We start from the raw sequence: 14591 nt of genomic DNA on the forward strand, positions 1-14591 counted from the left end.
GGTAAAATGATATTTTCGCCAGTTTCATTAACTCTGGGGTTATCAAAATCATGTCCGAGAGCCGAATCCGGTTCCGTCACCTGCAGGCATTCCTCGAGGTCGCACGGCAGGGAAGCGTGGCTCGCGCTGCCGATTTTCTCCATGTCAGTGCGCCGGCGGTGACCAAGACCCTGCGCGAACTGGAAGAGGCCCTAGGGGTCGCGGTCGTCGAACGCGACGGGCGCGGCATCCGCGTCACCAGGCTTGGCGAGATTTTTCTGGACCATGCCGGTTCGGCGATCACAGCGCTGAAGCGCGGCATCGATTCCGTGCGCCAGGACGGCGCCATCAACCGGCATCCGATCCGCATCGGCGCGCTGCCGACGGTGTCGGCCAAGGTCATGCCGCAGGCCATGAGCCTGTTCCTCAAGGAAAACACCGGCGCGGCGATCAAGATCGTCACCGGCGAAAATGCCGTATTGCTCGAACAATTGCGCACCGGCGCGCTCGATCTCGTGGTCGGGCGGCTGGCGGCGCCCGAGAACATGACCGGCTTCTTCTTCGAGCACCTCTATTCCGAGCAGGTGCTGTTCGTGGTGCGGGCGGGACATCCATTGCTGGAGCCTGGCGCCGACATCTTCGCCAGGCTCGACGAATTCCCGGTGCTGATGCCGACCCGGGAATCCGTCATCCGGCCCTTTGTCGACCGCCTGTTCATAACCAACGGCATGACCGCGCCCGCAACCGAAATCGAGACCGTCTCGGATTCCTTCGGCCGCTCCTTCATGCGACAGAGCAACGCGGTGTGGATCATTTCAGCCGGGGTGGTGGCGAACGAGATCGCGAGCGGCGCCTTCGTCGCCCTGCCGGTCGACACCGAAGAAACCAAGGGGCCGGTCGGCCTGACGATGCGCACCGACACCGCACCCTCGCCGGCCTTCTCCATCCTGTTGCAGACGGTCCGCGAGGCGGCGCGGCAAGGCGGCTGATCCACTAACCCCAGGGTTAATAAAACACCGCAAAATATCATTTTACCGAACCAAATCGCTGGTGCACTGTGGCCGCAGAGGAGATTGGAGGGAGGAAAGCATGACCCATTCTATCGGCAGCAAATACAGTGCCCGCGGCATTTCGCGACGCCAGTTCATCGCCACCTCGGTCGCCGGCGGCACCGCGCTCGCGCTTGGCGGCCGCAAGGCTTTCGCGGCCGGCGATACACTGAAGGTCGGCTTCGTCAGTCCGCGCACCGGGCCGTTGGCCGGCTTCGGCCAGACCGACGGCTACGTGCTCGACCTCGCCCGCAAGGCGCTGGCCAACGGCATCCAGCTCGGCGGCAAGACATACAATGTCGAGATCCTCGACCAGGACACCCAGTCCGATCCGTCACGCGCCGGCCAGCTCGCCAAGGACCTGATCAACAACCAGGCCATCGACCTGATGCTGGCCGTGTCCACGCCGGAGGTGATCAATCCGGTGGCCGACGCCTGCGAAGCCGCCGGCGTGCCCTGCCTGTCGACCGTCATGCCCTGGGAGGCCTGGTATTTCGGCCGTGGCGCCAAGCCGGGCGCGCCCTCGCCGTTCAAGTGGACCTATCATTTCGGCTTCGGCGTCGGCGAATTCTTCAAGACCTACATTTCGCAATGGAACCTGATCGAGACCAACAAGAAGGTCGGCGTCATGTATCCCAACGACGCCGACGGCAACGCCATCCGCGCCAATCTGGCGCCGCTGCTGGCCAAGCAGGGCTTTACGATCGTCGATCCGGGCGCTTACGAAACCGGCACCACCGACTATTCCTCGCAGATCGCGCTGTTCAAGCAGGAAGGCGTCGAGATCTTCAATTCCTTCCCGATCCCGCCTGATTTCGCGGCTTTCTGGCGGCAAGCGGCACAGCAGGGGCTGATCAAGCAGATCAAGATCTGCCAGGTCGCCAAGACCGGCCTGTTCCCCTCGGACATCGAAGCGCTCGGCGATCTCGGCATGAAGATTTCCAGCGCCGCGTACTGGCACAAGGCCTTCCCTTACAAGTCGCCGCTGACCGGTGTCTCGGGCACCGAGCTCGCCGATGGTTATGAGGCGGCGAGCGGCAAGCAATGGACGCAGCAGCTCGGCGCCTCCATGTCGCTTCTCGACGCCGGCTTCGAGGCGCTGAAGGCAAGCGCCGACGCCAAGGACAAGGCCTCGGTCGCCAAGGCGCTGAGCACCCTCAAGACCGAAACGATGATCGGCAAGGTCGACTTCACCAGCGGCCCGGTGGCCAATGTCTCGCCAGGTCCCATCATCGGCACGCAATGGGTGGCAGCCAAGGAAGGCAGCAAATTCCCGCTCGACTACGTCGTGACCGAGAACGCCACCGACCCGAAAGTGCCGGTCGAGGCCAAGCTTCAGCCGTATAACGGCTGACGGACCGGCGACGGAGATCGCACCGTGACCAGCCCAACCGACGCCGCGATCCTCAGCGCCGCCGGCGTCCACAAGCGTTTCGGCGCGCTTGTGGTGCTGGACGATATCGACTTCGCCATGGGCGAGGACGAGGCGGTCGGCATCGTCGGCCCGAACGGCGCCGGCAAGACCACGCTGCTCAGCGTGCTTTCCGGCGCATTCCCGCCGAGCTCCGGCAGCATCGCCTTCAAGGGCGATGACGTGACCGCGCTGCCCGCGACGCAGCGCTGCCGGCTTGGGCTGGTGCGCACGCATCAGGTCCCGAAACCGTTCGGCGGCATGACCACGTTCGAGAACGTCTTCGTCGCCGCCTCGCATGGCGCGGGTCTTGGCCGCGACGAGGCCTATGAGGAAGCGCTGGGCTCGCTGAAACTGTGCGGCATGATTGGCGTCGCCAACCGGCGCGCCGAGACGCTCGGCCTGCTCGATCGCAAACGCCTGGAGCTGGCGCGGGCGCTGGCGGCGCGCCCGACGCTGCTTTTGCTGGACGAGATCGGCGGCGGCTTGACCGATGGCGAGGCGAGCGAGCTCGTCGGCACCATCAAGGAATTGCGCCGCCGCAAGATCGGCATCGTCTGGATCGAGCACATCGTGCATATCCTCCTGCAAGTGGCGGAGCGGCTGATCTGCATGGATGCGGGGAAGATCATCGCCGACGGCGAGCCACGGGCGGTCATGGCCGATCCGCAGGTGATCCGCGCCTATCTCGGCGGAGGCCCGAAATGAGCTTTCTGGCGGTCGAGGACCTGGTCGTGCGGCATGGCCTGCTGCAGGCGGTGCGCGGCGTGACATTCAGCGTTGGGCGCGGCGAGACCCTGGCGCTGGTCGGCGCCAATGGCGCCGGCAAGACGACGCTTCTCAGGGCAATCGCCGGCGCACACCTGCCTTCCGCCGGCCGCGTTATGCTGGACGGCGCCGACCTCACCGGCGTGCCGTCGCACCGGCGCGTCGCCATGGGCATCGCGCTTGTGCCCGAGGGACGAAAGCTGTTCGTGCGCATGAGCGTCGAGGAAAACCTGCTGCTCGGCAAGACCGCCGGGCGGCCGGGCGACTGGAGCGTCGACAAGGTGCTCGAGATGTTCCCGAACCTGAAGCCGCGCCGACACGCCAGGACAGGCCATCTCTCGGGCGGTGAACAACAGGCGACGGCGATCGGCCGGGCGCTGATGAGCAATCCTGACGTGCTGCTGCTCGACGAGGTGTCGCTCGGCCTGTCGCCACTGATCGTCGACCGCGTCTATGCCGCGCTGCAAGGCCTCATCAATTCCGGAACCACCATCATCCTGGTCGAGCAGGATCTCAACCGCGCACTCTCGGTCTCCGACAAGGTGATCTGCATGCTGGAAGGCAGGGTAGCGCTCGCGGCGGACAGCCGGAGCGTTTCGCGCGACGAGGTGACGAAAGCCTATTTCGGCCTGCACAGGCAGAAGGCCGAACCGGCATGAGCAACCAGATCATCCAGGGCGTGCTACTCGGCGGCTACTACGCGCTCATCGCCTGCGGCCTGTCCTTCATGTTCTCGGTGATGCGCATCATCAACCTCGCCCATGGCAGCCTGGCCGTGCTGTCGGCTTATGCGCTGTGGTGGCTGGCCTCCCGCTTCCACATTCCGCCCTTTGCCGGGCTGCTCATCGTGCTGCCGCTGATGGCTGCGATCGGCTGGGCGCTGCAGCGCTTCCTGCTGGAGCGAAGCGCGCGGGGCGGCGCCCTGTTGCCGATCCTCACCACATTCGGCCTCGCCATCGTCATCGACAACATGCTGTTCGAGCAGTTTGGCGCCGACACGCGCTCGCTGGCGCCGTTCATCGGCAGCCTTTCCTACGATTCCTGGGAATGGCCGGGCAGCATCTATGTCGGCAAGCTGGCGGTCATCATCTTTCTCATCGCCGTCGCGCTGCTTGGCGGGCTGCAACTGTTTCTCAGCCGCACCGGGCTCGGCCGAGCGATACGCGCCACGTCGGAGGACCCCGACACGTCAGGCCTGGTGGGTGTCGACGCGCGCCGCGCCAACGCCGTCGCCGCGGCCATCGCCATGGTTACGGTCGGGCTGGCCGGCGCGTTTCTCGGCATGCGCGCCACCTTCGATCCCTATGCCGGCGCGCCGCAATTGCTGTTTGCCTTCGAGGCCGCCGTCATCGGCGGGGCCGGGTCACTGTGGGGCACGCTGATCGGCGGCATCGTGCTGGCGCTGGCCCAGACGCTCGGCGCCCAGGTGCACCCGCAAGGTTTCCTGATCGGCGGCCACGCCGCGTTCCTCATCGTGCTGTTCGTGCGGCTGTCGATGTCCGGCTTCAGCCTGCGTGGACTTCTCCATCGGCCTTCGCGGAGCGCCTCATGAGTGCTGCTTCGACCACGCCCATCATCGAGCGCGGCACGGCGACATCGCGCATTGCCGCCATTGCCGTGGCCGTCATCATCGCGTTGCTGGCGATCGCTCCGCAATTCCTTTCCGCCGGTGTCGTCGACCGCATGACGACGCTGTTCATCTACGTGATCCTGGCCGCCATGTGGAACGCACTGGCCGGCTTCGGCGGGCTGGTCTCGGTCGGGCAGCAGGTGTTCTTCGGGCTCGGCGCCTATTTCGCCATCCGCCTCGCCGATGCGGGCCTCAACCCGTTCGTGGCGCTGTTTGCCTCCGCCATCATCGTCGGCCTGGTCTCGTGGCCGCTCTCGCTGGTCATGCTGCGCCTCAAGAACGGCGAGTTCGCCATCGGCATGTGGGTGATCGCGGCCCTGACGCATCTGCTGGTCAATCTCGACCGGCTTGTGCAGGGCGAAACCGGCACCTCGCTGATCTCGCTCAACGTCTACGATGCCGGCACCCGGCGGGTGACGATATACTGGCTGGCGCTGGCCTCGATGACCGCGCTGCTCGCCATACTGTTTGGCCTGCTGCGCGGCAGCACGGGCGCCGCCATCCGCGCCATCCGTGACAATGAGGACGCCGCCGCCTCGGTCGGTGTGCGCGTCACCGGCACCAAGCGGCTCCTGTTCGTGCTCGCCGCCTTCGGCATCGGCGTTGCCGGCGCGCTGTGGCTGGCGACATCGATCACCTTCCAGCCGAAGACCTACTTCAACGTGCAGTGGACCGCCTACATGATCTTCATGGTGCTGGTCGGCGGCATCGGCACATTCGAAGGCGCCATTCTGGGAGCCGTCGTATTCTTCCTCATCGAGACATGGTTCGGCGGTACCGGCGTCTGGTACCTCGTCGGCCTTGGCGCCGCGGCCGTGCTGTTCTCGCTCTTCCTGCCGCGCGGCCTGTGGGGGACGATCGAGGAACGCTTCGGGCTGCGCCTGCTGCCGGTCGGCTATCGCGTAAGGCTTGCCGAGGATGCGGCGGATCCGGCCGGCAACGGCGTGCACCCAGAGATGACGACAACAAATCGGGAGACGGCATGACCATGCTTTTCGGCAAGACGATCCTCATTACCGGCGTCGCCTCCGGCATCGGTGCGCGCACGGCCGAACTCGCCGGCCAGCTTGGCGCCGACGTGATCGGCGTCGATGTGCGCGAGCCGGCCGCACCGGCCGGCAGCTTCGTCAAGGCCGATATTTCCTCGAAGGCGGGCGTCGACGATCTCGTGGCGCGCCTGCCGCACCGCATCGATGCGTTGTGCAATGTCGCCGGGCTCTCCGGCAATACGGGAGCGGTGTCGACGCTGGCCGTCAATTTCTTCGGGCTGCGGGCCCTTTCGGAGGGCCTGGCGCCAAAGCTCCGCGAGGGCGGCGCCATCATCAATGTCGCCTCGATCGCCGGCTATGGCTGGCGTGCCAATCTCAACCGCGCCGCCTCGATGGCGAGCATCGAAGGCTTTCCCGATGTCGCCAAGGTCGTTGCGGAGCACGCGGTGAAGAACGAGGAAGGCTATCCCGTCTCCAAGGAACTGCTGCTTTTGTGGACAATGCGCGCCGCGCATCAGGATCAGTTCAAGAGCCGGGGCATCCGCGTCAATGCCGTCAGCCCCGGCCCGGTCGAAACGCCGATCCTGAAGCAGTTCCGCACCGTGCTTGGCGACGCGCGTGTCGACAGCGACATCGCCAGGGTCGGGCGCGCGGGCACATCGGGAGATATCGCCCCGGTCGTGCTGTTCCTGTGCTCCGACGGCGCGCGCTGGATCAACGGCGCCAACGTGCCGGTTGACGGCGGCCTCGAAGCATCGATCAATGCCGAAGTGCTCGGCTTCTAAAATGCAATCTGCAACGCTCCAGCGGGAGTGAGGGAGAAACCCATGGACATCGGACTTCTGATCGACGGCGACGAACGGGCGGCCACCGGCAAGGCCTCCTACGAGCGGCTCGATCCCTTCACCGGCAAGCTTGCGACCCGCGCCGCCGCGGCCAGCATCGCCGACGCCAACGTGGCGGCCGAAGCGGCTGCAGCAGCCTTCCCCGCCTGGTCGAAGACCGGCCCCGGCGAGCGCCGCACGCTGCTCCTGAAGGCAGCCGATGTGATGGCCTCGAAGGTCGGTGAATTCACCAGGCTGATGATGGAGGAGACCGGCGCGACAGGTCCCTGGGCCGGCTTCAACGTCATGCTGGCGGCCAACATGCTGCGCGAAGCGGCGGCGATGACGACGCAGATTTCGGGCGAGGTCATCCCGTCCGACAAGCCGGGAACGCTCGCCATGGCGATCCGCCAGCCGGCCGGCGTTTGCCTGGGCATCGCGCCATGGAATGCGCCGGTCATCCTCGGCACGCGGGCCGTGGCGATGCCGATCGCCTGCGGCAACACGGTGGTGCTGAAAGCCTCCGAACTATGCCCCGGCACACACCGGCTGATCGGCCAAGCGCTGGTCGAGGCCGGCCTGCCCAAGGGCGTCATCAATGTCGTCACCAACGATCCCAGGGATGCCGCAGCGATCGTCGAGACGCTGGTCGCGCACCCCTCGGTCAAGCGCGTCAACTTCACAGGTTCGACCAAGGTCGGCCGGATCATCGCCGAGCTCGCCGGCCGGCACCTGAAGCCGGCGCTGCTGGAACTCGGCGGCAAGGCGCCGCTGATCGTGCTCGACGACGCCGACATCGATGCGGCGGTCAATGCGGCGACCTTCGGCGCCTTCATGCACCAGGGCCAGATCTGCATGTCGACGGAGCGCCTCATTGTCGATGAGGCGATCGCCGACGAGTTTGTCGCCAAGCTCGCGGCCCGCGCCTCGCAACTGCCGGCGGGCGATCCGCGCGGACATGTCGTGCTGGGCTCGCTGATCAGCAGCCAGGCCGCCGACAAGATGGAAGAACTGGTCACCGATGCCGTCGCCAAGGGTGCCAGGCTTGCCGCCGGCGGCAAGCGCAGCGGCACGGTGGTCGAGGCGACGCTGCTCGATCATGTGACGCCGGCGATGCGCGTCTATTCGGAAGAATCCTTCGGACCGGTCAAGCCGGTGATCCGCGTCAAGGGAGAAGACGAGGCCGTGCGCGTCGCCAACGACACCGAGTACGGCCTCTCGTCAGCCGTGTTCAGCCGCGACATCCGCCGCGCCATGGCGGTCGCCGCCCGCATCCAGTCCGGCATCTGCCACATTAACGGGCCGACGGTCGGCGACGAGGCGCAGATGCCGTTCGGCGGCGTCAAGGGATCGGGTTACGGCCGCTTCGGCGGCAAGGCCTCGATCGCCGAGTTCACCGACCTGCGCTGGGTGACGATCGAGGATCCCGGCCAGCATTATCCGTTCTGAACCGGCTTCCTGCGACGGCCGGCAAATGAGATCAGATATCCAATGACGGTTTGAAGCGAACGCTGGCGGATCGCGTTTGACCGGGCGCCAGCACGATGCTTCCGGTCCTGGTCGTCTTGTCGTCCATCCGGTTGAAGGCGTCGGTAATGTTGCTGACCGGCTCGGCGCAAAAGAACGGCTCATTTGGCGGCGTGTAGAGTACGAGGAAGTCGAGCGGCGCCTCGGCCTCGATGTCCAGTCGCCTTCCCTGTTCGGGCCAGGCGATCCGGGCGCGGCGCTTCCATCCGGTGAAAACCGTGTCGAAATTCACCTCCGGCACGTCAACGCCGATGGACGGGTCGGCCCCGGCCAGCGGCAGGACGTGCCGGGTGGGCAGGACATCCGCATCGGTTTCCCACATGCCTGATACCTGCGCCTGGACGTGCGTCCACGGCGTCGACGGGAAATAAGGATGCAGGCCGAAGCCGGCCGGCATAGGCGCGCCTGAGAGATTGCGTATCGAAATGGTGATGCACAGGCTGTCATCAGCCAGCGAGATTGCCTGTTCGGCCTCATAACTCCACGGCCAGGAATCGGCGATATGGCGATAGCGCAAGACGACGGCGCTGGCTTCCTGCCGCGCGATTGTCCATGGCCTGCGCCAGCCATGGCCATGTTCATGGTGCGGATCGTCAGGTCGGCTGGGCAGTTCGATGGCGCGCCCGGCAAATTCGAAGCGGCCACCCCTTATGCGATTGGAATAGGGAACGAGCGGGAAGCAGGCCATGGCGCTCGCGTCGCAACGGTCGATCGCCGCCTGATCCGCCGGGCGCAGCCAATCCAGGGCAGCGCCGTCATGCAGCCAACGATACGACGCCACGGCACCGCCGGCAGCGGGAGCCACCTCAACGGCCGCGATGCCGTCGCTGATCGAAACCAGTTCGGTGCGTGGCTTGGCCATCGCAGCGGAATTCTTTGTCATCGGCACGTCCCCCTCCCTTGACTCCGACCACCATAGCGATAAGACATATCATATGAATAGTATGAAGAATAAAAAATCCTTCAGCACGGCCCGGACGTCGAGGGTTACCGTGGCTGTATCCAGCGGCTCGACCGCGCTGCATGCAACTGTCGTCGAGCAGATCGGCCTGCGTATCGTCCAAGGCGACTTCCTGCCTGGCGAGGCGCTGCCCAACGCCGATGATTCCAGCGAAATGCTGGGAGTGAGCCGCACGGTGCTGCGTGAGGCGCTGAAGGTGCTGGCCGGCAAGGGGCTGGTCGAATCGCGGCCGAAGACGGGCACGCGGGTGCGTCCACGCGCCGACTGGAATTTCCTCGACCCCGATGTCCTGTCCTGGCGCTATGCCGCCGGCGTCAGCACCGAGGATGTCCGCGCCCTGTTCGAATTGCGCCGCGCCATCGAGCCGATGTCGGCCGCGCTTGCCGCGAAACGCGCGACGCCCGAGCAGATTGCCGAGATCAATGCCGCGCTGACCGAGATGGAAGCGGTTGTCGATGACGGGGACCGCTTCGCCAAACCGGACCTCGTGTTCCACCAGACCATCCTGCGGATGACCGGCAACGAGTTGATCGGCTCTCTGGCGGCCCTGGTCGAAACGGCGCTGGTGATGAGCTTCCGGCTCTCCAACGACAATCCGGAAGGGCAACGTCATTCGCTGCCGCTGCATCGCGAAGTTGCCGAGAAGATCGCCAGCGGCGACGCTGCCGGTGCGCAGAAGGCGCTTCTGGTGCTCATAGACAATGCGGAGGACGACGTGCGCCGCAGCGTCGAGAACCGCAACAAGCGCCGCCAGGACCGGGATCAGACATCGTGACCGAGAAAAGACGCAAACTGCGGTCCGAATCCTGGTTCGGCGGTGAAGGCAAGAACGCCTTCATGCACCGCAGCTGGATGAAGAACCAGGGCATTCCCGCCGACGCCTTCGACGGGCGCCCGGTGATCGGCATCTGCAACACCTGGTCGGAACTGACCCCGTGCAACGCGCATCTGCGGGCGCTCGCCGATCACGTCAAGCGCGGTGTCTACGAAGCCGGCGGCCTGCCGCTGGAGTTTCCGGTGATGTCGCTCGGCGAAAGCAACATGCGCCCGACGGCCATGCTGTTCCGCAACCTGGCCAGCATGGATGTCGAGGAATCGATCCGCGGCAACCCGATCGACGGCGTCATCTTGCTGGTCGGCTGCGACAAGACCACGCCGGCGCTGATGATGGGCGCGGCCTCCTGCAACCTGCCGACCATCACCGTCTCGGGCGGGCCGATGCTCAACGGCAAGTTCCGCGGACAGGATATCGGCTCGGGAACGCATGTGTGGAAATTCGCCGAGGAGGTGAAGGCCGGACGCATGCCGGTCGCCGACTTCCTCGCCGCAGAACAGGGACAGAGCCGGTCGGCCGGCAGTTGCATGACGATGGGCACGGCCTCGACAATGGCCAGCATGGTCGAGGCGCTCGGCATCGGCATGCCCGACAATGCCGCGATCCCGGCCGTGGATTCGCGTCGCGGCGTACTTGCCCAGATGGCGGGGCGCCAGATCGTCAACCTGGTCCATCGCGACGTGACGATTTCACAGATCCTCACCAAGCAGGCCTTCGAGAACGCCATCCGCGTCAATGGCGCTATCGGCGGCTCGACCAATGCGGTGCTGCATCTGATCGCCATCGCCAACCGGGTCGGCGTCGATCTCAGCCTCGACGACTGGGACCGTCTCGGCCGCGATGTTCCGACCATCGTCGACCTGATGCCGTCGGGCCGGTTCCTGATGGAAGATTTCTACTATGCCGGGGGGCTGGCTGCGGTCATGGCGTCGCTTGATGAAGTGGGGCTTCTTCATCGCGACGTCATGACCGTCAGCGACAAGACCATCGGAGAGTTGATCGACGGCGCCCCCAATTACAATCGCGAAGTCATCCGGCCGCTGAGCGAACCGCTGACCAAGGAGGGCGGCATCTCGATCCTGCGCGGCAATCTGGCGCCCAACGGGGCGGTCATCAAGCCGTCGGCGGCAACGCCCGAGCTTATGCAGCATCGCGGCAAGGCCGTCGTCTTCGAGAACATCGAACATTACTACGCCCGCATCGACGATCCAGACCTGGACATCGACGCATCGTCGGTGATGGTGCTGAAGAACTGCGGGCCGCGCGGCTATCCCGGCATGGCAGAGGTCGGCAACATGCCGCTGCCGGCGAAGCTGCTCAAACAGGGCGTCTCCGACATGGTGCGCATTTCGGATGCGCGCATGAGCGGCACCGCCTACGGCACCGTGGTGCTGCATGTGGCGCCGGAGGCCGCGGCCGGCGGCGCGCTTGCTTTGGTGCGTGACGGCGACCTCATCGAGCTCGATGTCGCAGGCCGCCGCCTGGAGCTCCTGGTGTCGGACGAAGAACTGGCGATCCGCCGCCGCGACTGGAAGCCGCCGGCGCCACCCGAAGGTGGCTACCAGAGCCTCTATGTCGAGCGGGTGCTGCAGGCCGACAAGGGCTGCGATTTCGACTTTCTCGTCGGCCGGCGCGATGCCGGCATTCCCCGGCACTCGCATTAGGAGGCGCGCGATGACGGATCAGACCGGCGGCTACGCAACCTATCCCAGCCTCAAGGGCCGCAGCGTGTTCATCACCGGCGGCGGCAGCGGCATCGGCGAAAGCCTGGTGCGCCATTTCTGCGCGCAAGGCAGCCGCGTCGCCTTTGTCGACCTGGCGCAGGAGCCTTCACAACGCCTCGTCGATGCGATCGCGGCCGAGGGCCATGCCGCGCCCTTGTTCATCCCGTGCGACCTGCGCGACGTGGACGAGCTGCGCGCGGCCACTGAAAAAGCAGCGCTCCACAACGGCCCTATCCAGGCGCTCTGCAACAATGCCGGCAATGACGATCGTCACCAGACAAAGGATGTTACCGCCGCCTATTGGGATGACCGCATGGCGGTCAACCTGCGCCACCAGTTCTTCGCGGCGCAGGCGGTGCGCCCGCAGATGAGCGCGCTGGGCGGCGGTTCGATCATCAATTTCGGCTCCATCACCTGGATGGTCGGCGATCCGGACTGCCCGGCCTATGTCACGGCCAAGGCGGCGGTCTATGGCATGACGCGGGCACTGGCCCGCGAACTCGGTCCCGAGCGCATCCGCGTCAACTGCATGGTGCCGGGCTGGGTGATGACCGAGCGCCAGGTGCGGCTGTGGCTGAACCCGGCCGGCGAACGCCAGATCGCGGAAAGGCAGTGCCTGCCGGACCGGCTGCAACCCTCCGATATCGCGCGCATGGCTCTGTTTCTCGCCGCCGACGACAGCCTGATGTGCACGAGCCAGCAATTCATCGTCGATGCGGGCTGGGTGTGACCCGCAGGACTTCAAGGGAAGAAGGGTATTTCATGCGTCTCGTTCAGTACACAACGCCCGATGGCGGCAGGCGTGTCGGCCGTGTCTCAGACGATGGCAATCACCTGCATCCACTGGACAACACCGGCACGGTGCTGGAACTCGCCGAAGCCGCGATCGCGCAAGGCACGTCCATTGCGTCACTGGTCGAGCAGCGCACGGGCGCGGCTACTATGAACTATGACGAATTGCTGCGCGAAGGCCGCGTGCTCGCCCCCGTTGATCATCCCGAGCCGGCGCGCTTCCTGGTCACGGGTACCGGCCTGACCCACACGGGAAGCGCGGCCGCGCGAAACCAGATGCATGTGCTGACGCATGGCGAAGGTGGGGACGAATCCGATTCCTTGAAAATCTTCCGCATGGGGTTGGAGGGCGGCAAGCCCGGCGCCGGCAAGATCGGCATCCAGCCCGAATGGTTCTTCAAGGGCGTCGGCACCTGCGTGGTGGCGCCCGGCGCCGATCTGCCCATGCCCGCCTTCGCGAAGGCGGGGGCCGAGGAAGCCGAGATCGTCGGGCTTTATCTCAACGGGCCGGACGGCCATCCCCATCGCATCGGCTACGCGCTCGGAAACGAGTATTCCGACCATGTCACCGAGGGCGAGAACTACCTCTATCTCGCCCATTCCAAGCTTCGCTCCTGCTCGATCGGCCCCGAATTGCTGGTTGGCGACCTGCCGAACGAAGTGCGCGGCCATTCCCGCATCCTGCGCAACGGCGCCGTCGTGTGGGAGCAGGAATTCCTCTCCGGCGAGGCCCACATGTCGCACTCGGTCGCCAATCTCGAGCACTTCCACTTCCGCTACCCGATGCACCGCCGGGCGGGCGACCTGCACGCCTATTTCTTCGGCGCGGCGGTGATGAGCTACGCCTCCGGCATCAAGACGGCTGCCGGCGACGAGTATGAAATCCAGGCACGGACATTCGGCAAGCCCCTGCGCAACCGGATGGTGGCGGTGCCGGACGAGGGACTTGTCACCGTCACCCAACTGTGACGGCAGGGGTCCCGCAGAATGCGGTCCATCAGAACGAAAATGGGAGATCAAAAATGGGACTGAAGAGAGCATTTCTAAAACTTGCGGCAATCGGGCTCGGCATCGGCCTGATGACGTCGGCGGCGCTGGCCGCGAACCTTCGCGTGCTGGCCTGGGACGGCTATGCCGACCCGGACTGGGTGAAGGACTTCACCGCGGCGACCGGCATCGGCGTCGATGTCGTCTTCATCGGCAGCGATGACGAGATCTGGGCCAAGATCAAGGGCAGCGAAGGCCAGGACTTCGACGTCTTCGCCGTCAACACCGCGCAGCTGCAGCGCTACATCAAGGCCGACCTCGTCGCGCCGATCGACATCACGAAGCTGCCGAACCAGAAGGAAGTACTGCCGCGTTTCCGCGACCTGTCGCAGGTCAGCGGCGACACCAAGGACGGCAAGGTGTACGGTATTCCGTTCTGCTTCGATTCCATCGGCCTGATCTACGACACCGACAAGGTCAAGCCGGCGCCGACCTCGATGTCCGTCCTCTGGGATCCGGCCTACAAGGGCAAGATCCTGGCCTATGACAATGGCGAGCATAACTTCTCGTTCACCGCGCTCACCCTCGGCTACAAGGATCCCTTCAACCTCAGCGCCGAGCAGATGGCGGCGGTCAAGGCCAAGCTGGTCGAGCTCAAGCGCAATGTGCTGAGCTTCTACACAACGGCCGACGAAGCGCAGCAGATCTACCAGAACAACGATGTCGCGCTGATCTGGGCCAACTACGGCCAGCAGCAGGTCAAGGCCCTGCAGAAGATCGGCGCCCATGTCGCCTATATCAATCCCAGCGAAGGCGCGCTCGCCTGGCTCGACAACTGGGTCATCTCCAAGGGCGTGCGCGACAACGCGGCCGCCGAAAAGTGGATCGACTTCATGCTGACCAAGAAGGTCAGCGGCGAGCTTTCCGAGCGCACCGGCTTTGGGAACACCGTGGTCGAGTCGAGCAGCGCCGGCAGCAACGACAAGCTGGTCTGGCTCAACAATGTCGAGGACCCGCTGAAGCGCTCGGACATGTGGAACGAGATCAAGGCTACGCCCTGATCTTCATCTGACGGTTTCGAAGGACCGGCGGTCCGGACGTTCCGGACCGCCGAA

Annotated in this window: 14 protein-coding genes; 13 read left to right on the top strand and 1 reads right to left on the bottom strand. The window is 65.3% G+C overall.

Annotation, left to right across the window (positions count from 1 at the left end; genetic code table 11):
- Positions 1–50 precede the first annotated feature (50 nt).
- The 8 genes from pcaQ to FFS37_RS19460 all read left to right on the top strand — a co-directional run bounded on the left by pcaQ (position 51) and on the right by FFS37_RS19460 (position 8099).
- A complete protein-coding gene (gene pcaQ / locus FFS37_RS19425) occupies positions 51–968 on the top strand; it encodes a pca operon transcription factor PcaQ (protein WP_137932581.1) in 918 nt (305 codons plus the stop codon).
- Between the two features lie 100 nt (positions 969–1068).
- The gene (locus FFS37_RS19430; RefSeq protein ID WP_137932582.1) at positions 1069–2382 is read left to right on the top strand and encodes an ABC transporter substrate-binding protein; all 1314 of its coding nucleotides are present in this window, start codon (positions 1069–1071) and stop codon (positions 2380–2382) included.
- Positions 2383–2472: 90 nt separating this feature from the next.
- Positions 2473–3147: an ABC transporter ATP-binding protein gene (locus FFS37_RS19435; protein ID WP_269750913.1), complete on the top strand. Its 675-nt coding sequence runs from the start codon at positions 2473–2475 to the stop codon at positions 3145–3147.
- Positions 3144–3866, top strand: coding sequence for an ABC transporter ATP-binding protein (locus FFS37_RS19440; protein ID WP_137932584.1), 723 nt, complete (start codon positions 3144–3146; stop codon positions 3864–3866). The genes FFS37_RS19435 and FFS37_RS19440 overlap by 4 nt, the downstream gene beginning before the upstream one ends.
- Positions 3863–4759, top strand: coding sequence for a branched-chain amino acid ABC transporter permease (locus FFS37_RS19445; protein WP_137932585.1), 897 nt, complete (start codon positions 3863–3865; stop codon positions 4757–4759). The genes FFS37_RS19440 and FFS37_RS19445 overlap by 4 nt, the downstream gene beginning before the upstream one ends.
- Complete coding sequence (locus tag FFS37_RS19450; RefSeq protein ID WP_232375712.1) at positions 4756–5823, top strand: branched-chain amino acid ABC transporter permease; 1068 nt, start codon at positions 4756–4758, stop codon at positions 5821–5823. Before FFS37_RS19445 ends, FFS37_RS19450 begins: the two co-directional genes overlap by 4 nt.
- 2 nt (positions 5824–5825) lie before the next feature.
- Positions 5826–6611 carry a coniferyl-alcohol dehydrogenase gene (locus tag FFS37_RS19455; protein WP_137932723.1) on the top strand — a complete coding sequence of 262 codons (786 nt, stop codon included), beginning with the start codon at positions 5826–5828 and terminating at the stop codon, positions 6609–6611.
- Between the two features lie 42 nt (positions 6612–6653).
- Positions 6654–8099 (top strand): aldehyde dehydrogenase, encoded by a 1446-nt coding sequence (locus tag FFS37_RS19460; protein ID WP_137932586.1) that lies wholly within the window; start codon positions 6654–6656, stop codon positions 8097–8099.
- Between the two features lie 31 nt (positions 8100–8130).
- On the opposite strand, the gene FFS37_RS19465 is transcribed toward FFS37_RS19460, so the two are convergent.
- Positions 8131–9060, bottom strand: coding sequence for an aldose 1-epimerase (locus FFS37_RS19465; RefSeq protein ID WP_137932587.1), 930 nt, complete (start codon positions 9058–9060; stop codon positions 8131–8133).
- Positions 9061–9169: 109 nt separating this feature from the next.
- On the opposite strand from FFS37_RS19465, the gene FFS37_RS19470 reads away from it, so the two are divergent.
- The 5 genes from FFS37_RS19470 to FFS37_RS19490 are packed head-to-tail and all read left to right on the top strand — an operon-like array spanning position 9170 to position 14537.
- Positions 9170–9913 carry a FadR/GntR family transcriptional regulator gene (locus FFS37_RS19470; protein ID WP_137932588.1) on the top strand — a complete coding sequence of 248 codons (744 nt, stop codon included), beginning with the start codon at positions 9170–9172 and terminating at the stop codon, positions 9911–9913.
- Positions 9910–11637 (top strand): IlvD/Edd family dehydratase, encoded by a 1728-nt coding sequence (locus FFS37_RS19475; protein WP_137932589.1) that lies wholly within the window; start codon positions 9910–9912, stop codon positions 11635–11637. Before FFS37_RS19470 ends, FFS37_RS19475 begins: the two co-directional genes overlap by 4 nt.
- 10 nt (positions 11638–11647) lie before the next feature.
- A complete protein-coding gene (locus FFS37_RS19480) occupies positions 11648–12427 on the top strand; it encodes an SDR family NAD(P)-dependent oxidoreductase (RefSeq protein ID WP_137932590.1) in 780 nt (259 codons plus the stop codon).
- A gap of 32 nt (positions 12428–12459) precedes the next feature.
- Positions 12460–13458: an AraD1 family protein gene (gene araD1, locus FFS37_RS19485; RefSeq protein WP_137932591.1), complete on the top strand. Its 999-nt coding sequence runs from the start codon at positions 12460–12462 to the stop codon at positions 13456–13458.
- Between the two features lie 53 nt (positions 13459–13511).
- Entirely contained in the window at positions 13512–14537 is a 1026-nt protein-coding gene (locus FFS37_RS19490; protein WP_137932592.1) for an ABC transporter substrate-binding protein, read from the top strand.
- Positions 14538–14591 lie beyond the last annotated feature (54 nt).

It is taken from the genome of Mesorhizobium comanense (assembly GCF_005503535.1).
Lineage (GTDB): Bacteria > Pseudomonadota > Alphaproteobacteria > Rhizobiales > Rhizobiaceae > Mesorhizobium > Mesorhizobium comanense.